The sequence below is a fragment of the Streptococcus cristatus genome (genome assembly GCF_003943535.1).
GTDB classification, from domain to species: domain Bacteria; phylum Bacillota; class Bacilli; order Lactobacillales; family Streptococcaceae; genus Streptococcus; species Streptococcus cristatus_L.
Genome location: NZ_RJPU01000007.1, coordinates 42,788 through 60,805 on the forward strand (window position 1 = coordinate 42,788; position 18,018 = coordinate 60,805).

Here is an 18,018-nt window from a genome sequence, read left to right on the forward strand (position 1 = left end):
ATAGAAACATGATAGAATGATAAGGTACTACTAGGAGAGAGACAATGGCTGTAAGAGATTTTAAACAGTTTGAATCAGCGCCCCTGCATGATTCGACAGAGCAAACTAAGGAAATATCCTATCAAGAATACCTGCCCCAAGCAGAATCGGCATCACAATTACGTGAGCTATTTTTCTTTATAAATATCGCTTTATTCTGTATTTTGACAGTCTTTTTTAGCTTTATTTTTTTGTCTGCAAAAATGAGCACCTTTCTATCTTTCTCACTTGCTATTGTCCTAAGTCTTATGATTATTCAAGGATATCGCACTGTTCGGAGAAAGAAACATTGATTATCTACGAATTAAATCAAACGAGATCGAAAGATCTCGTTTTTCTTTTCTTTACCAAGCGTAATTTGGTTCCTGACAAGCACACATAGCTGCCAATAATTCTTCTGGAGTTACCTTTTTTAGCCCTCCATAGACTGGATCCTGAACGGTGTAGGACGGATCAATGTAATAAACTGCAAGGAGATCACTGCCATCTGCTGATAATTCATAGCCTGTCCCCACAACATTGTGTTCACCCTTGTGACCTGGGTAGATGGAGGCATTATCAATCGTATAGTAGAGCGGATAGCCATCATCAATATTCTTGCGCAGGCGCTCTTTAAAAAGACGCATATCTTCCGAATTCGAGGCGCTACTAGTCACTGTAGCAAGATGATAGCCCGCTTGACCTGCTGGCACTTCCGCATAACCAAATAAATATTGATTTAAGACACGGATTGCATTGACATTATGGGTACCGAAGGTCTCATCAGTGCCCATCGCTCGTGCCAATTCTTCCTGACTAGCCTGAACGCCCCTGTAAGCTAGAATCATACTGACAGAGGTCGGTGCGCAAGTATTCCAAGCTCGCTGGATCTGCATGGGGACTTCCAGGCGCTTTCTGATTGGGGATGATGCTTCTTTTCTAGAAGGCTGTGTCTCCTCCTCTCTGACCTTTTCACTGGTCTGACTAGAGCTTTCTGACTCCGCAGAAGCAGAGCTCTGGCTAGGGCTAGATTGATTAGCACTAGATTGACTACTGCTAGCTGTTTTCGAGCGGGCTTGACTCGTGCTCGAAGCCTTAGAAGAAGAGTCAGAACTTCTAGACTGAGGGGACTCTGATGCTTTCTGCCGAGAACAGGCTAGTAAGCAGCAGCCTAAACCAAGCAAGGCAAGTACTTTTAGATTTTTCATACCAACACCCCCTTTTATCTATATAATAACGCTTTCTAGGTCGAAAATCAAGATAGGCTAGCAAATGCTAGCCTGATTTTTATCTTAATCAGAAAAATAACTTGATGTTATAAACAGCTACTGAATTTATAACATCAAAACAGCCAATCCATTATTGAGTATATGAACTAAGATGGAATACTCAATCTTCTTTCCTTTGTAATAAGGCATACTCATTCCCCATCCCATTATGCTATAAAATAACAGTGCTCTTACAAATGAATCTTGATTACTTTCACTTACGGCATGCATTATACCAAAGAGCAGTGATGTGATTACTAAGCCCTTACGACTAAGGGAATAACAATAATTCATCATAACCCCTCTAAAACACAATTCTTCAAGAATTGGTATCAATAGTATGAAAAATAGATAGATTAGAGGGAAACCTAACCTCGCATACATCAAATCAACTAATCCATCATTCGCAAATGGCCCTAGTATAGGTTCAAATATTCTAACAAAACATCGTAAACCAATAACTATAGCTATAGCATACAAAACATTTTTCATTTCTAAATGATCTAAATGAATCGGATTGACTACTTTATATTTAACCGAAATCAGATAGCACACTAAGATTAACATCAAGGTAAATATCAACATCAAAATTCTCTCATAAGTTTTTGGAAAAATTTCTAATCTCAGTAGCACAACCCACAGACCAGATAGAATTCCTAGCGTAAGAACAACCAAAGCTTTCTTATAACTTTTCTTCATTTTTAATCACCTTTACCTTCCCAGTTTTAGAGAATTCTATATAGTAGTCTATAAATTTCTTAAACAAGTCGGTATTATGGAGAATAATAATATCTATAGCACCTGACATTCTCCATTTCCAAAAGAAGATTGATTCAAATCAAATTCCAAGAAACAGCTGTCAAGCGATACTTCTTCCTCACTGTTAAATTTAATATTTCTACTAAGATACCTCCTACCTTACGGAAAGCCTGAAATCACGCTGAACTGTATTTTAAATACTAGATATATTTATGTTCGACAAATTGTTTACATTTATAAATATGTTTCGTTCATATAATAAAAATATAATTTTAAGCTCTGAATATCCCTTAAATTTATTGTAGTACTTAAAATTATTATTGTCAATTAATATATAATTTACACACAGTGTGCATAATAACATCCATTTCAACAAACTTTGACTCTATTGAATTATCTACTATTAGTGTTAGTATTCTAAAAATACATGCTACTTTATATATGTTTTATGCACAAGTAAATTTCTTTAATCTTTTTTCTTCTATTTAAAGAGAAAAGCCTCTAAGAATCAAGATAGGCTAGCAAATGCTAGCCTAATTTTTTATTTTTCAAGTTCTTCTGTTTCTAAATCAATGATGATTTCTTCTGAAGGGGCTTTTTCTCCTTCTTCCACCACGATATCAGAAATTTCTTCTTCAAGAATTTCCTCTTCTTTTTCAAACTTTTCTTTGATTTCTTGGAATTTATCCTGTGAATAGTCCACAACTGACTTGGTCGTATCCTTAACAGACTCCAATACTGTTTCTGCTGTGATTTCGCCATTTTCAACCTTTTCCTTGGTTTGGTTGATGGCCTTAACAGCCTGATCTGAAAAGTCCTTTACTGATTGGACAACGGCTTCGTGAGTCTTATCTGGATCTTCACGATAGTCGACGACAAAGTCTTGAACTTTTTCAGTGATTTCTTTACCTTTTTTGCTGGTTAGAAAGTACGCTGCAGCTGCACCAGACACAGCACCTAATAAAAGTGATGAAATTTTTCCCATAGTAAACCTACTTTCTTATTTTTTGAATAATTTTGTAAACAAACGAAGGGCCGTTAGACCTGCTGTTGTTTTAGCTGTCGTACTTCCTGCTGCGACTGCCTTTTTTCCTAAAACACGCGCCTGATCGTTTAAATCAGATACTGATTCGGATAGGTCTGCCACCGCATTGAAAAGCGGATCAATCGTTGCTACTTTGTGGTTGATATCATCTGTCAAAACATTGACTTTGGCAATCAAATCATTGGTTTGATGTAGGGTGACATTAACATCAGAAGTCAACACTTTGATCGTATTTTCTGTCTCATCCAGCATTTTTGCAGCCTTATCACCGAGAGTTTTGACGGTGAGGGTCATGTAGATTAGAAAGACAATCAAAGCGACAGCAACTAAAGTATAAGCAATTTCAAGCATAATATTCTCCTCTCATTCTTGATAATAGGGGGCTTGTTTTTTTCTTTGGTAAATCATAATGCCGATGCCTAGTAAAATCAGAGCTGCAGACAGCCACTGAGATACACGCACACCCAAGAACATGAGACTATCGGTCCGCATACCCTCGATAATCATCCGGCCAAAGCCGTACCAAATCAGGTAAAAGGCTGCCAATTCTCCCTGACGGAAGAATTTAGACCGGCGTCGTAAGATTAGCAGTAGCCCAAAGCCAAGTAAATTCCAAAGGGATTCGTACAAAAAGGTTGGCTGGCGATAAGCACCATCTATGTACATATTGTTACGGATGAAGGACGGCAGATAATTAAGATTTTTGACCACCGCTCCATAGGCTTCTTGGTTAAAGAAATTGCCCCAACGGCCGATGCTCTGAGCGATCAAGACACTAGGCGCTGCAATATCCAAGAAATCAACAGGATTGATCAGCCTTCTCTGAGAAAAGAAATAGAGGACAAGGGCACCGGTGATCAAACCACCGTAAATGGCTAAACCACCATTCCAAATCTGAAAAATCTCAATCAGAGAATGTTTGCCATAATAAGACCATTCAAAAATCACATAGTAGAGTCGCGCTCCAAGGATGGCCAAGGGAAAGGCAATCAGAATGAAATCAAGAATATCATCTGGAATCATCTTCTTGCGTGGCGCTTCCTTCATAGCCAAGTAGACGGCTAAAATCAAGCCAGTGACAATGCAAATCGCATACCAACGAATACTAAAGGGACCGACTGAAAAAGCTACTGGATCAAGCATCTTTCACCTCATTCTGGCTAATCAAATTAGTCAGTCGTTCTTCAAAAATCTTGGTGGCATCAAAGCCCATTTCCTTAGCCCGATAGTTCATGGCTGCGGCCTCAATCACTACAGAGATATTGCGTCCTGTCTTAACTGGGATGCGAATCCGAGGAATTCTGACACCGGAAACTTCCAGTTCTTCTGCATTATTGCCCAGACGGTCAAAGGTCTTATTGGTATCATAATTTTCCAGATAGACGGCAATCTGTACCTGTGAAGAATCCTTGACCGCACTAGCTCCGTAAAGACTCATTACATCGATAATACCGACACCACGAATTTCCAAGAGATGGCGAAGAATCTCAGCAGGCTCTCCCCAGAGAGTCATTTCATCCTTGGCAAAGATATCGACCCGGTCATCCGCCACTAGACGATGGCCACGCTTAACTAACTCAAGACCAGTTTCACTTTTACCAATACCACTGTCCCCTTGAATCAGCACTCCCATCCCGTAAATATCCATCAATACGCCATGAACACTGGTTCTGACCGCCAAACGTGAGTCAAGGAAACTAGAAATTTCTCCTGATAGACGGCTGGTTGATGTGCGGCTGGTAAGAATCGCGATTTGCTTTTCTTCGGCTGCTCGCCGCATTTCTTCAGGAATCTCCAAATCACGCGCTACAATGACAACTGGCGTTTCTGGTTGAAACATTTTCAAAAGGACTTGATGACGGTTGTGAGATGTCATCTTCATCAGATAAGACCACTCCTTCATCCCAATCAGCTGAATCCGTTCTGGTGTGTAGTAGTCAAAATAGCCGGTCATTTCAAGACCCGGCCGCGAAATATCCGATGTCGAAATCTCCTTTTCTAAGAGGTCATCACTGCCGTAAACGATGCGTAAACGGACTTTTTCAATCAAATCTTTGACCTTTACAGACATTCCCTGCTCCCTTCAAATTTATCTTTCTCTATTATAGCAAATTTTTACCCTAAAAGAGTTTTTAAGATTGGAAATTAAGCAGGATTTTTCCCTAGATGCTTGTGAAAACATCTGCCAGCCAGCAAAAAGGCCAGTCAAAATAACTAGCCAATCCATCTTTGGAGAATTTTTTTCTGATTTTGAAAGCAAGGATGGCTCTCGATAAAAGCTGGTATTTCTCCTAGAGGCAGCCAGAGATGGGCATCGGTTTCGCCTGCCTGATAGCGAACTTGGCTCTTGTCCCCAGACACCACCGCTTCATAGAAATCAAAGTGGCACTGGTCTTCGACAGAGCACACCTGCTCCAACAGTCTGATACTGTCGGGAACCAGGCCTGTTTCTTCTTCCAATTCCCGCAAGGCAGCTGTCTGGCTATCTTCTCCAGCCAGCACACTACCTCCCGCTCCAAACTCATAGTAGCCAGGATAGAGACTTTTATTTGCTGACCGCCGCATAAAGAGAATATCGCCATCCTGATGGCGAACCAAGACATTGACACAGAGATGAAACTGCCCTTCAGGAATCTTTTCTCCTCGAACTAGGAGATGCGGGAGCTGTTTTCGATTCAAGTCATAGGCATTCCAAACTTCTGTCATATTTCCTCCTTGGATAAAGTCATTCGTATTTCGGCAATAGCTTCCAGATTCCGTCAGCTGCGTTTCCCTAGATTCTCTCTTTTCGTTTCTTCTACATCTAGCAAAAATTCGGGCATACTCCCGAATTTTATATTTGTTATTTTACCAAAACCAGCCGTCATTGTCATTAATTGGCTCGGCATCTTTCATTTTGCGAGGACCAGTTCCATACATTTCCGCTTCCACATCTTCCTTGTAAGGCATCACGACAGCCAGCAAAATATAAATCAAAATTCCTAAGCCAAAATTGAAAACTGTAAAGATGATGAATAAAAAGCGTAACAAGCCAAGATCAAAGTTAAATTTATCAGCCAATCCCGACAAAACCCCAGAAATTACTCGGTTTCTTCTTAGTTTATAAAACTTAGTTTTCATGATGATGACCTCAACTCTCATTCTTTCCTTCATTTTATCATAGCGGGATAACAAAAAAATCAGCCCCAAGGCTGATTCTGCATCGATCCGTTTTTAATTTGCTCAGCCTTTGCTAGTCTCCTCTTTTAGGAATGCCAATTTCCCTCTACAACGACCGCAACGATATTTTTGAAGATTGACTCTGCGTCTGCGACGGATAAGTGCTCCGCAGCTCAAGCATTTATAAATGAGAAAGGTTTGCGAGTCGGACAAGGATAGAGCGTAGCGCAGACCGTCAACTTGCTTAAGGAGGTCTTTAAAATCTCTATCTCCATGGCGGTAACCTTTGCCCTGATAATAGAGATGATAGTGGACCAACTCATGGCGGACAATTTTTCGAAAAGTTTCAAGTCCAAAAGTTTCATAAATTTTCGGATTGAAATCTAGATGACCATCTTTTGGAAAGAAGCGCCCTCCAGTCGTCCGGAGGCGCTTGTTCCAAAAAGCTTGGTGGCGAAATTCCCAGCCAAAATCTTCAACTGAAACCTGCTTGACATAGTTAGTTAGATTCATTTGGTGCTATCAGAGAGAGGTTGACCTTCTCCCGCTCCACATCCAGTTTATCCACCCAGACAGTAACTAAATCGCCAACAGACAGGACTTGACTTGGATGCTTGATAAAGTTTTTACTTATTTTAGAAATATGGATAAGACCGTCTTCGTGGATACCGATATCCACAAATGCTCCAAAATCGACGACATTGCGGACAACGCCTTCCAGTTTTTGACCGATGCGTAGGTCCTTGATATCCAAGACATCCTGCCGTAGCACTGGCGCGTCAAAGGAATCACGCAAATCTCGGCCAGGCTTGAGCAGATCCGCAATAATGTCTTTGAGGGTTTCTTCTCCTAAGCCCAGCTCTGCAGCCAAACTAGCAACCTGAACAGCCTTTAATTTCGCTTGGGCTGCCTCATCCAAACTGCTGATTTCTAAGCGCTTAAAGAGCTCTTCTACAGCCTTATAGGACTCTGGGTGAACACCTGTATTGTCTAGCAGGTTATCACTTTCAGGAATACGCAGGAAGCCGGCCGCCTGTTCAAAAGCCTTTGCGCCCAGACGCGGCACTTTCTTGATGGCCTCGCGAGACCGAATCAAGCCTTCTGTTTCCCGGTATTTGACGATATTTTCTGAGATAGTTTTATTGAGACCAGCTACATGGGCCAGCAAGGCAGGGCTGGCGGTGTTGATATTGACTCCGACTTGGTTGACCACGGTATCCACGACAAAGTCCAGACTTTCAGACAGTTTTTTCTGGCTGACATCATGCTGGTACTGACCAACTCCGATGGACTTAGGATCAATCTTAACCAACTCTGCCAAAGGATCCTGTAGACGGCGAGCAATGGAAATAGCTGAGCGCTTTTCAACCGTCAAATCTGGAAACTCATGACGAGCTAGTTCACTAGCTGAGTAGACAGATGCTCCGCTCTCATTGACGATGACATAGCTGACAGTTGGATGAGATTTCAAAACTTCTGCTACAAAGGCTTCGCTTTCTCGGCTGGCCGTTCCGTTTCCAATGGCAATGATTTCCACGCTAAACTGCTCAATCAGCTCTGACAACTCTTTCTTAGAAGCTTCAATCTGAGCTGGCTTTGCTGGCGCTACTGGATAGATAACATGAGTCGTCAGCATCTTGCCTGTCGCATCAACAACAGCCAGCTTGGCTCCTGTCCGAAAGGCTGGGTCAAAGCCCAATACTACGCGACCTTTGAGAGGAGCAATCAGGAGGAGGTGGCGGAGATTCTCTGAGAAGAGCTGAATCGCTCCATCTTCAGCGGCCTCAGTCAGCTCGGTCCGGATACGACGCTCCATAGCTGGAATGATTTTCTTTTTGACCGCTTGCTGGATAGCTTCACTAATATAGGTATTTTTCACCTTGAAACGTACTTCAAAGAAGCGCAGAATTTTCTCAAGATTGTGCTCAAAACCAACCTTGAGAACACCTAGCTTCTCACCACGATTAAGAGCCAGAGTACGGTAGCCTTGCATAGTCGCTACTTTTTCGGAAAAATCATAATAAATCTGGAAAACCTGCTTTTCATCCAAGTCGCCGTCTTTGAGACTGGATACGATAGAAGAATTGGACTGCATTTCATGGTAGGTCCAAGCCCGCAGCTTGGTGTCTTCGGAAATCGCTTCAGTCAGAATATCCACTGCTCCAGCTAGAGCAGCTTCTGCTGTTGGAAAGGCTTCACTAGTCAGTTTCTCAGCTTCTTCCTTCAGATTAGCCGCATCCTGTAAGATTAAGCGGGCCAAAGGAAAGAGACCTGCTTCACGCGCAATGGTAGCCTTGGTACGGCGCTTCTCCTTGTAGGGCAGATACAATTCTTCCACATCAGCCAGCTTTTCAGCAGCCTCAATCTCAGAGCGCAGCGCATCCGTTAGTTTGCCCTGCTCCTCAATCTTAGCTAAGACCGTCGCTTTGCGCTCTGCTAAAGCAGTCATACTCTTATCTAAGTCAATGATTTCCTTAATATCGACCTCATCTAGATTTCCTGTCATTTCCTTACGGTAACGAGCAATAAAAGGAATTGTATTTCCTTCAGCGGTCAAAGCTAGGACCTGTGATACTTGACTTTCTTTAAGACCCAATTTCTGGGCAATTTTTTCAATATTTATATTTTCCATAACGCTTCTATTATATCATAATATGAAGCTGAAAAATCTATAAAGACTAGTTTAATCCATCTTTTTCTTGTTAAGATGAGTCCACTGTCTCTAATCCATCATGGCTGAAAATATCATTTTTTTTCGTTTGGTAGTATAATAGAATTATTATTTTAGAAATGAGGTGGCCCTATGGCTGTGAAATTTACCAAAACAGACGATTTAGACAAGATGTTCGAGGAGTTTGCGACCCTGCCCAAGCTTGAAAAAGTAGAATTTCCAGATGACAAAAAGAAAAAAGAAGCGCAAGAAAAGGCTAAAAAAGCATGATCTTCTTTTCAAACCTTCCTTCCAGCGTCTTACAGGCTGGCGCTATCTTTCTCTCCATCATCATTGAGGCCCTGCCTTTTGTCCTGATCGGAAGTATTATTTCCGGCTTTATCGAGGTGTATGTCACGCCAGACAAGGTTTATCGTTTCCTGCCCAAGAATAAATGGGCTCGGATTTTCTTTGGAAGCTTGATCGGTATAGTCTTTCCTTCCTGCGAGTGCGGAATTGTTCCCATAATTAACCGCTTCTTGGAAAAGAACGTGCCCAGCTACACTGCTGTTCCTTTTCTAGTGACAGCACCTGTTATCAATCCTATCGTGCTCTTTGCGACCTACTCAGCCTTTGGTAATTCCTTCCGAATGGCTCTGCTGCGTGCTTTAGGTTCTATGATAGTAGCCATTATTTTAGGGATTTTTCTGGGCTTCTTTGCAGACAGCAATATTCAAAAAGAAAATCGCAAAGCGGTTCATGAGCATGACTTTTCACATCTCAGCAAAGGACAAAAGCTTTTTCAGGTCTTTGTGCAGGCTATTGACGAATTTTTCGATACAGGTCGCTATCTGGTCTTTGGCTGTCTCTTCGCCAGCCTGGTCCAGGTCTATGTGCCAACCAGAATCCTGACTTCTATCAGCTCGACACCAGCAGTTGCTATTCTCCTACTCATGCTACTGTCCTTCCTGCTCTCACTGTGCAGCGAAGCTGATGCTTTCATCGGAAGCTCTTTGATTGCTAGCTTCGGCTTAGCGCCAGTCTTAGCTTTCTTGGTCATTGGGCCTATGCTAGATGTCAAGAATCTGCTGATGATGAAAAACTACTTTAAGACACGATTTATCTGGCAATTTATCAGCCTGGTTACCGTCGTCGTCTTTCTTTACTCTTGGCTTGTGGGGGTAGTGCTATGATCCGATTTTTAATCTTAGTCGGCTACTTTGAGATTACCATGTATCTGCAGCTGACGGGAAAGCTTAATCAATATATCAATCTCCACTATTCCTATCTGGCCTATCTATCTATGATTCTGTCTTTTGTCTTGGCAGTTGTACAGCTCATTATCTGGATGAAGAAGATGGAGGTTCATAGTCATTTGACCTCTCGCTGGGCCAAGCTAGGCAGCGTGCTGCTCCTTGTCATTCCGCTTTTTGTGGGAATTTTCTTTCCAACTGTAACTTTGGATTCGACAACAGTTTCGGCCAAAGGATTTCATTTCCCGCTGGCTGAGGGAACTTCTGCAGCCGTCCAGCAGGACGAAGGCACAACCAGCCAATACCTGAAGCCGGACACCAGCACCTACTTTACCAAAGGGGCTTACGAAAAAGAAATGCGGGCTGCCGCCAAGAAATATGTTAAGCAAGATACCATTCAGGTCACAACTGAGAACTACATGGAAATCATGGAGGTCATCTATGATTATCCCGATGAATTTGTTGGTAAAACACTTGAATTTACCGGCTTCGTCTACAATGACCCCAGCGACCAAAAGAGTCAATTTCTCTTTCGCTTCGGTATTATCCATTGTATCGCCGACTCAGGTGTCTATGGCCTCTTGACGACTGGAAATACCCAGCATTTCGAGGATAATACCTGGATTCATGCCAAGGGGAAACTTGCCATGCACTACCATAAAAGTCTGGGACAAAGCCTGCCAACTCTAGAAGTTGAAAGCTTTGATAAGGTAGAAAAACCGGACAATCCCTACGTCTATCGGGTCTTTTAGAGTCAAACACCTGTGAAAATCCATTTTCATGGGTGTTTCTTTTATATGCAAGCCTTGCAATTCATTCTCTCCCTTTTACTAAGTTGTTATGACCAACTTTTATAAATTACAAGATCCTTGATTAAAGTTGCTATTTAACTTTTTTCTCTCCTCTCTTGGAAAATCATGCTACAATAATACTATCTCATTTGAAAAGGAGTTGTTTTTATGAATCAAGAAAAAGTAAAAAAACGAGATTTGCTTTCTATTCTGGCTGTGGCCTTAGTCACCTTTGCTGGAATTCTTTCAGAGACCAGTATGAATGTGACCTTTCCCCACCTCAGCAAAGTATTTGGTCTGAGCCTAGGAGTGCTGCAATGGATTACGACTGGCTATCTGCTGGCCGTCGCCATCACCATAACTTTAGGTGCAACTCTAGCCCACAATTGGACGGAGCGTCGCATCCTCTTTACCTCACTTTCCATCTTTACCCTTGGTAATCTGATTGCTATGGTTGCCCCAGACTTTACTTTCCTTATGCTGGGACGGATCCTTCAGGGTGGAGCGACTGGGATTGCCATTCCACTTATGTTTAATCTCATCGTGGAGCGGATTCCTCGGCAGAAAATCGGATTTTATATGGGGTTGAGTGGCCTAGTTATCAGTCTGGCACCAGCCATCGGTCCGACCTACGGAGGATTCATGATTGGCTCCTTCGACTGGCACATGATCTACAGCTTTATCATGCCAGTTCCCATCCTCTCTTTTTTGCTGGCTTATGTTAACTTGGAAAATTCAGCAGGAAAAAGCAAGCGTCCTTTTGATGTGCTAGGCTTTCTCTCGCTCGCAACGGCTCTTTCCTTTTCTCTGATGACCATCTCCAGTTTGGAAGGTGGCGATAGTGTCAATTGGCTCTATCTAGCTATTTTTCTCCTTTCCTTTGCCTTTTTCATATGGCGGAGTCTGACTGTTCAAGATCCGTTTCTGGACATCCGTATCTTGAAAGAACCAACAATTTTCTTTGGAATTCTGCCCTTTTTAATCTTCCAATTCTCCAACCTTTCCAGCAACTTTCTCATTCCCAACTTTCTCGTACTGGCCAAGAATGTCTCTACTGCCCAAGCTGGATTTTCCCTGCTTCCCGGAACCATGATCGGAGCTTTTATGTCGCCCTTTCTAGGAAAATTGTACGATAGCAAAGGCCCAAAGCTGTCTCTGCTAGGCGGCAATTCCCTAGTCTTTCTGGTCATGATTGTCCTTAGTTTTTTTACAAGCTGGCTCAATCTTCCTTTAATCTTAGGATTCTATATCCTCTTTACTCTGGGACGCAACATGGCCTTCAACAATACCATGGCCTTATCCGCTTCTCAAGTCAGCAGAGATAAAACGGCGGATGTGACTGCCCTCTTTCAACTAGCACAAACCTTTGCTGGTGCCTTGGGAACGGCAATTGCAGCTGTCCTGCTTAACCAAGCACCCGATACGACAAGCGGCGTCCACAATGTCTTTAGCCTACTACTTCTTCTTGCAATAGGAAACTTTATTTTCTACTATTTTCTGTTTCGAGCGATTCATCAGAAGAAAGAAGCCTAAATTTCTATTCCGACTTTCCCTCGGGATATTTTCTTTGATCAAATCCAGATTTTTCAAATACAATTTTTCTGAAAATTGTGATAAAATAGAGACAATCAAATTTAGATAGGTAGTAGATATCATGTCTTCAAAAGTTATTATTACAATTTTCGGTGCCAGCGGAGATTTGGCTCAAAGAAAACTTTATCCTTCCCTCTTTCGACTTTATAAATCTGGCAATCTTTCGCAACATTTTGCCGTAATTGGAACTGCCCGCAGACCTTGGAGCAAGGAATATTTCGAATCTGTCGTTGTCGAGTCAATCTCAGACCTAGCAGACAGTGCAGAGCAGGCTCAAGAGTTCGCCAGCCACTTTTATTATCAAAGCCATGATGTGCAAGATACCGAGCATTATATCGAATTGCGCAAGCTACAAAATAAGCTCAACGAGCAATACCAGGCAGAAAATAATAAACTCTTCTTCCTTTCTATGGCGCCGCAATTTTTCGGGACTATTGCTAAGCATCTCAAGTCTGAGCAAATCGTTGATGGAAAAGGATTTGAACGCCTAATTGTTGAAAAACCCTTTGGGACAGATTTGGCAACTGCCAGCAAACTTAACGAAGATCTACTGGCAACCTTTAACGAAGAACAGATTTTCCGCATCGACCACTATCTGGGCAAGGAAATGATTCAAAAGATTTTTGCCATCCGCTTTGCTAATCTGCTGTTTGAAAATGTCTGGAACCGCCAATACATTGATAATGTACAGATTACCTTTGCTGAAAAGTTGGGCGTTGAAGAACGCGGTGGCTACTATGATCAATCCGGTGCCCTCCGTGATATGGTGCAAAACCACACCTTGCAACTCCTCTCCTTATTAGCCATGGATAAGCCAAAAAGCTTTACCAAAGACGATATCCGAGCAGAAAAGGCCAAGGTATTTGAGCGCCTCGTTCAGCCAAGCAAGGAAGATTTGAAACGTTTCTTCATTCGCGGCCAGTACAAGTCTGGCAAAATCAACGGCCGAAAATACATTTCTTACCGTAGCGAACCAAATGTCAACCCTGAATCTACGACCGAAACCTTTGCCTCTGGTGCTTTCTTCATTGATAGCGACCGCTTCCGTGACGTTCCTTTCTTCTTCCGAACAGGGAAACGCCTCACCAAAAAAGGCACCCATGTCAACATCGTTTTCAAACAGATGGACTCCATCTTCGGTGAGCCTCTCAAACCAAATGTCCTAACCATCTATATCCAGCCAACTGAAGGCATCTCACTCAGCCTCAATGGCAAGGAAGTTGGAGAACTCTTTAATCTCGCTCCCATCTCATTGGATTATCGGACAGACGCCACAGCTTCAGGAGCTTCTCCAGACCCTTATGAAAAACTAATTTTTGATGTCCTCAATAACGACTCAACTAATTTCAGTCATTGGGACGAAGTAAAAGCCAGCTGGGAACTCATCGATCGCATCGAAGAACTCTGGGACCAAAATCAAGTGCCACTCCATGAATATCCTGTCGGATCTATGGGACCAGAAGCCTCCTTTGAGTTACTTGCCCAATTTGGAGCAAGCTGGCAATGGCAACCTGATAAAGAATAATACATACAAAAAGAGAGTGGGACAGAAATCGGTCATTCGTTAGAATTCGATTTCGTCGTCCCACCTCTGCACAGTTGAGTAGGGCTGTAAAAGCTGATGAAATCAGCGTAGTAGAGCCCACTCAACCACTGCGTCTTGCTCGACAATCCAAAGACAATTGAGAGGCTAGGACTTTTGTCCCAGCCTCTTTTTTATACTTCTTAAACATCTGCTAGTCTTTCTATTACAGCCATTCCTTGTAACGCTTGATATAAAGGCCTTTCACAAGGGTTACGCTAACCATATAAAGCACGATAATCAAGAAAAGGCAAAGGAAATAGGTGCCATTCAGCGGGGCAGTCTTCAGAACTGACGCAAAGAGGCTGTATGGCAAGGAAGTGACAAAGAGCGCTGCCGCCATGGTCGTCACAATGACGGAAAGAGCAGGACGGCTTTGCACAAAAGGCAGTTTAGGCGAGCGTAGCATGTAGATGACCATAGTCTGGGTCCACATAGACTCAATAAACCAGCCTGTTTGGAAAAGAGTGATAAAGGTCACTGCCTGTTCAGTACCAGCTTGATAGCTGCCTCCTGTGATCATAGGCACAATAATAAAGTAAAGCACCAGATAGGTCAAAACATCAAAAACGGATGAGATAGGCCCGATCCAAGCCATAAAACGGGTAATAGAGCTAGCTGACCAAATATGAGGCTTCTTGAGAAATTCACTATCTACATTATCAAATGGCAGAGCTATACAGGACAAGTCATAAACCAGATTGAGGACAATCAAATGAACTGGTGCCATAGGCAGAAATGGCAAAAAGATACTGGCAAAAAGAAGAGAAAAGATATTTCCAAAATTGGAACTGACCGTCATCTTGATATACTTAGTCATATTGGCATAGACCTTGCGTCCCTCTACCAGCCCTTTCTCCAGAACCATAAGGTCCTTGTCCAGCAAAATGACATCCGCCGTTTCCTTGGCAATATCGACAGCCGTATCAACAGAAATACCAACATCTGCTACTTTCATAGAAGGTGCATCATTGATGCCATCGCCCATGTAGCCAACCTTGTGGCCATTGGCCTTGAGTTGGAGGATGATCCTAGCCTTTTGGTCAGGTGAGAGCTTAGCAAAGACTGTTGTGTTCTCCACTGCCTGGCTCAATTCCTCATTAGATAAAGCATCTACCTCTACACCTAGCAAGATATTGTCTACATCTAACCCAACCTTTTCACAGACTGCTTGGGTTACCTTATCATTATCACCCGTCAAAATCTTAGTGGCAACACCGTATTCAGCCAAAGTTTCAATAGCTGGAGCTGCGGATGACTTAGGTGGATCTAGAAAGGCCAGATAGCCCGTCAAAATCATATCGGACTCATCCTTTACTTCATACTCATAATCTTCTTCTAAGTCTGACTTGTAGCTAACACCAAGCACGCGCAGCCCCTGCTCATTGAGTTGAGCCACTTCCGCAAGGATTTCCTGACGGATCTCCTCAGTCAGTTCTGTAATACGATTTTTGTATTCTACATAGCTAGAGATAGCCAGCATTTCCTCCAAGGCCCCCTTGGTTACCATGCTGATGACATCCTCATCATCCTTGACAATGACGCTCATACGACGACGCTCAAAGTCAAAGGGCAGTTCATCAATTTTCTTAAAGGTTTGGTCTAAATCACGGACAAGCTCATGCTTCTCCGCTTCTTTCTCCGTCCGATTGATAATAGCCCGATCCATGAGATTTTTGAGACCCGTTTGATAATAGGAATTGAGAAAGGCCCGGCGGAGCACTGCCAAGTCCAAATTACCGTGAATATCCAACGGGTATTCTAATACAATCTCGTCTTGGGTCAGTGTGCCTGTCTTATCCGTACAGAGGATATCAATAGCTCCTAGGTCTTGGATGGCATTCAGCTTCTTAATCACGACCTTTTCCTGAGCCATGATGATGGAACCTTTAGCCAAGCTCGCTGTGATAATCATAGGCAGCATTTCTGGAGTTAGGCCGACCCCAACACTGAGGGCAAAGACGCCTGCTTCCAACCAGTCGCCGTCTGTCAGACCGTTGATAAAGAATACGACTGGCACCATGACCAGCATCAGACGAATCAAGAGCCAGGAAATGCTATTCATTTCGCGCTCAAAAGAGGTCGGCTCATCGTAAGTGTTCAACGTCTGTTCAATGGCTCCCATCATGGTCTCATCGCCAACCACCAGCACCAGAGCTGTAGCTCTTCCGGAAATAACGTTGGTTCCCATAAAGGCCAGCGACTCTGTTTCTAAGAGGCTATCGAGATTTTGACCATCTGCCTTGGTCAAACAGATCTTTTCTACTGCATCACTTTCCCCTGTCAGGCCGGACTGCTGAACAAAGAAATCACGCGAGTCCAGTAGCAGCACATCTGCAGGAATCATGTCTCCGGCACTAAGCTTGATGATATCTCCTACAACAAGCTCATCAATGGGAAGTTCCTGCTCTGCTCCTTCACGGATAACCGTAGCCGTGTTGACAATCAGCCGAGACAGATTGCTAGCAGCACGGTCGCTCCGCAGTTCCTGAATAAAACGAATGCCTCCAGAAATCAGCACCAGAACAACAATGATGATGGAAGTCGTCGGATCTTCCTCACTGGGCTTGGCCAGCCAGACATTAGTAACTAAAGACACGAGGGCAATCACCAATAGGATGACTGTAAAGGGGTTAATAATAGACTCGTAAATTTTCTTGAAAATAGAGTCTTCCTGACCCTTTGTGATAATATTTTCACCATAGAGGTCACGATTTTCTTCGACCTGCTCTTCTGTCAGGCCCCGAAAGGAACTCTTGTAAAATGCCAGAGTTTCTTTTACAGGAAGCTGCAGAGCAGCAACTAATCTTTCTTTTACTGTTTTCATTGGTTTCTCCTTTATGTATGATTGATAATTTTCATACACAGGGACCAATCACTTTATAAGGACAGAACGACACAAATCAGCGATTGGCTGTGTATGTGCGGTTCCGGATGATCGTCAATTTGCATCGTACTTCTCCTTTCTTAGTTTATAAAAGCAGTTAATAATCCCAAGATGCCTGCAAAACATCAAAAGTGGCATTCATCTTCTGTGTCCATTCTTGCAAGTCGGGAAAATTTTCTTTCAAAGAAAATCCAATGACTTCTTCACGTAAATTCCACCAATCTACAAGAGCAACTACTTGGATTGTTGCAATATTTAAAGAAAGTCCCTGCTCAGTAGCCAGTTTCTCTAATAAAGCCAAACTCCGGACATTTCTCTCTTCAATTTGCTGATGTCTGTCTTTCCACCAATGCTCTTTTTCATGGAAAATTTTTTCCGCAACCATCGGCATTGTGTTTTCCAAAATTCCTTCAGCAACGGACAGTATGTTTAAAACGTGCCACTTCTCTATCCCATTAGGAAAAAGCGGAGTTTCCTGACCTAGCTCGTCTAAATATTGGGAAATTAAATCACTACCATACAACCATTCTCCATTGGAAGCTTGAAAAGCAGGAATTCTACCCAAAGGATTATCTTGATTATGCGGTGAATTTTTGTCGAAAGCCACCTGAACTTTCTGAATATCCACTTGCTCCTCTAAATGATGGTGTAAAATTATAGCATAGACTTTACGCGCAAAAGGACTGGTACTAGAATACCATAATTTCATTACTATTCCTCCTTCTTTTTCTTAAGAGGCAGGCAATCAACTATTTCTACTCTTGAAATATTTTCAGCAAAAAAGAAGACCCTGCCAATTCTCGACAGGGTCGTTTGCATGTCAGGTTATTCGCTTCATTGTTTTAAACACAGATAAAACAAGCATTCACCGTTCAAGCTTTAACTCCATAAGGCGATGAAATGAGCTTAGTCTTGACCTTTGCGATCAGGACTGTTGACCAACGAGTAGTGTCTCCACTGCTTTGCGGTAGTCATCCGTATCCTTATGGTAGCCTCACCTACCGATTGACACT

At 42.7% G+C, this 18,018-nt stretch carries 18 protein-coding genes and 1 riboswitch; of the genes, 6 read left to right on the forward strand and 12 right to left on the reverse strand.

The annotated features are described in order from the left end of the window. The first annotated feature begins 44 nt into the window (after positions 1-44). On the forward strand, positions 45-332 hold the full coding sequence (locus D8790_RS08635; protein WP_005589467.1) for a DUF3270 family protein: 288 nt from the start codon (positions 45-47) through the stop codon (positions 330-332). Positions 333-383: 51 nt separating this feature from the next. On the opposite strand, the gene D8790_RS08640 is transcribed toward D8790_RS08635, so the two are convergent. The 10 genes from D8790_RS08640 to D8790_RS08685 form a co-directional block, all read right to left on the reverse strand. Then, positions 384-1,226 (reverse strand): C39 family peptidase, encoded by an 843-nt coding sequence (locus D8790_RS08640; protein ID WP_125388318.1) that lies wholly within the window; start codon positions 1,224-1,226, stop codon positions 384-386. Positions 1,227-1,352: 126 nt separating this feature from the next. Further along, on the reverse strand, positions 1,353-1,985 hold the full coding sequence (locus D8790_RS08645; protein ID WP_125388320.1) for a CPBP family intramembrane glutamic endopeptidase: 633 nt from the start codon (positions 1,983-1,985) through the stop codon (positions 1,353-1,355). A gap of 601 nt (positions 1,986-2,586) precedes the next feature. Then, positions 2,587-3,030 carry a YtxH domain-containing protein gene (locus D8790_RS08650; protein ID WP_061423198.1) on the reverse strand — a complete coding sequence of 148 codons (444 nt, stop codon included), beginning with the start codon at positions 3,028-3,030 and terminating at the stop codon, positions 2,587-2,589. A 15-nt stretch (positions 3,031-3,045) separates the two neighbouring features. Further along, positions 3,046-3,441 (reverse strand): DUF948 domain-containing protein, encoded by a 396-nt coding sequence (locus D8790_RS08655; protein ID WP_061910099.1) that lies wholly within the window; start codon positions 3,439-3,441, stop codon positions 3,046-3,048. A 12-nt stretch (positions 3,442-3,453) separates the two neighbouring features. After that, positions 3,454-4,233 (reverse strand): prolipoprotein diacylglyceryl transferase, encoded by a 780-nt coding sequence (gene lgt / locus D8790_RS08660; RefSeq protein ID WP_125388321.1) that lies wholly within the window; start codon positions 4,231-4,233, stop codon positions 3,454-3,456. Continuing rightward, positions 4,226-5,161, reverse strand: a complete 936-nt coding sequence (gene hprK / locus D8790_RS08665; protein WP_048792079.1) for an HPr(Ser) kinase/phosphatase — start codon at positions 5,159-5,161, stop codon at positions 4,226-4,228. Before hprK ends, lgt begins: the two co-directional genes overlap by 8 nt. 143 nt (positions 5,162-5,304) lie before the next feature. After that, positions 5,305-5,796, reverse strand: coding sequence for an NUDIX hydrolase (locus tag D8790_RS08670; RefSeq protein WP_125388323.1), 492 nt, complete (start codon positions 5,794-5,796; stop codon positions 5,305-5,307). A gap of 141 nt (positions 5,797-5,937) precedes the next feature. Beyond that, positions 5,938-6,210, reverse strand: a complete 273-nt coding sequence (locus D8790_RS08675; RefSeq protein WP_015605217.1) for a PspC domain-containing protein — start codon at positions 6,208-6,210, stop codon at positions 5,938-5,940. A 102-nt stretch (positions 6,211-6,312) separates the two neighbouring features. Further along, the gene (locus tag D8790_RS08680) at positions 6,313-6,762 is read right to left on the reverse strand and encodes a SprT family protein (protein WP_125388324.1); all 450 of its coding nucleotides are present in this window, start codon (positions 6,760-6,762) and stop codon (positions 6,313-6,315) included. Further along, positions 6,749-8,881, reverse strand: a complete 2,133-nt coding sequence (locus D8790_RS08685; protein ID WP_125388325.1) for a Tex family protein — start codon at positions 8,879-8,881, stop codon at positions 6,749-6,751. The genes D8790_RS08680 and D8790_RS08685 overlap by 14 nt, the downstream gene beginning before the upstream one ends. Before the next feature lie 171 nt (positions 8,882-9,052). Here D8790_RS08685 and D8790_RS08690 point away from each other — a divergent pair, with 171 nt between their 5' ends. The 5 genes from D8790_RS08690 (at position 9,053) to zwf (ending at position 14,061) form a co-directional block, all read left to right on the forward strand. Continuing rightward, positions 9,053-9,190, forward strand: coding sequence for an SPJ_0845 family protein (locus tag D8790_RS08690; protein WP_125388326.1), 138 nt, complete (start codon positions 9,053-9,055; stop codon positions 9,188-9,190). Beyond that, the gene (locus tag D8790_RS08695) at positions 9,187-10,092 is read left to right on the forward strand and encodes a permease (protein ID WP_125388327.1); all 906 of its coding nucleotides are present in this window, start codon (positions 9,187-9,189) and stop codon (positions 10,090-10,092) included. Before D8790_RS08690 ends, D8790_RS08695 begins: the two co-directional genes overlap by 4 nt. Next, positions 10,089-10,904, forward strand: coding sequence for a TIGR03943 family putative permease subunit (locus tag D8790_RS08700; protein ID WP_125388328.1), 816 nt, complete (start codon positions 10,089-10,091; stop codon positions 10,902-10,904). Before D8790_RS08695 ends, D8790_RS08700 begins: the two co-directional genes overlap by 4 nt. Positions 10,905-11,111: 207 nt before the next feature. Beyond that, positions 11,112-12,476, forward strand: a complete 1,365-nt coding sequence (locus D8790_RS08705) for an MFS transporter (protein WP_125388329.1) — start codon at positions 11,112-11,114, stop codon at positions 12,474-12,476. 121 nt (positions 12,477-12,597) lie between these two features. Next, complete coding sequence (zwf, locus tag D8790_RS08710; protein ID WP_125388331.1) at positions 12,598-14,061, forward strand: glucose-6-phosphate dehydrogenase; 1,464 nt, start codon at positions 12,598-12,600, stop codon at positions 14,059-14,061. Positions 14,062-14,284: 223 nt separating this feature from the next. On the opposite strand, the gene mgtA is transcribed toward zwf, so the two are convergent. Next, positions 14,285-16,945: a magnesium-translocating P-type ATPase gene (mgtA, locus tag D8790_RS08720; protein WP_125388332.1), complete on the reverse strand. Its 2,661-nt coding sequence runs from the start codon at positions 16,943-16,945 to the stop codon at positions 14,285-14,287. Between the two features lie 157 nt (positions 16,946-17,102). After that, positions 17,103-17,714: a glutathione S-transferase family protein gene (locus D8790_RS08725; RefSeq protein WP_125388333.1), complete on the reverse strand. Its 612-nt coding sequence runs from the start codon at positions 17,712-17,714 to the stop codon at positions 17,103-17,105. Positions 17,715-17,862: 148 nt separating this feature from the next. Then, a riboswitch (M-box (ykoK) riboswitch) is annotated at positions 17,863-18,018 on the reverse strand.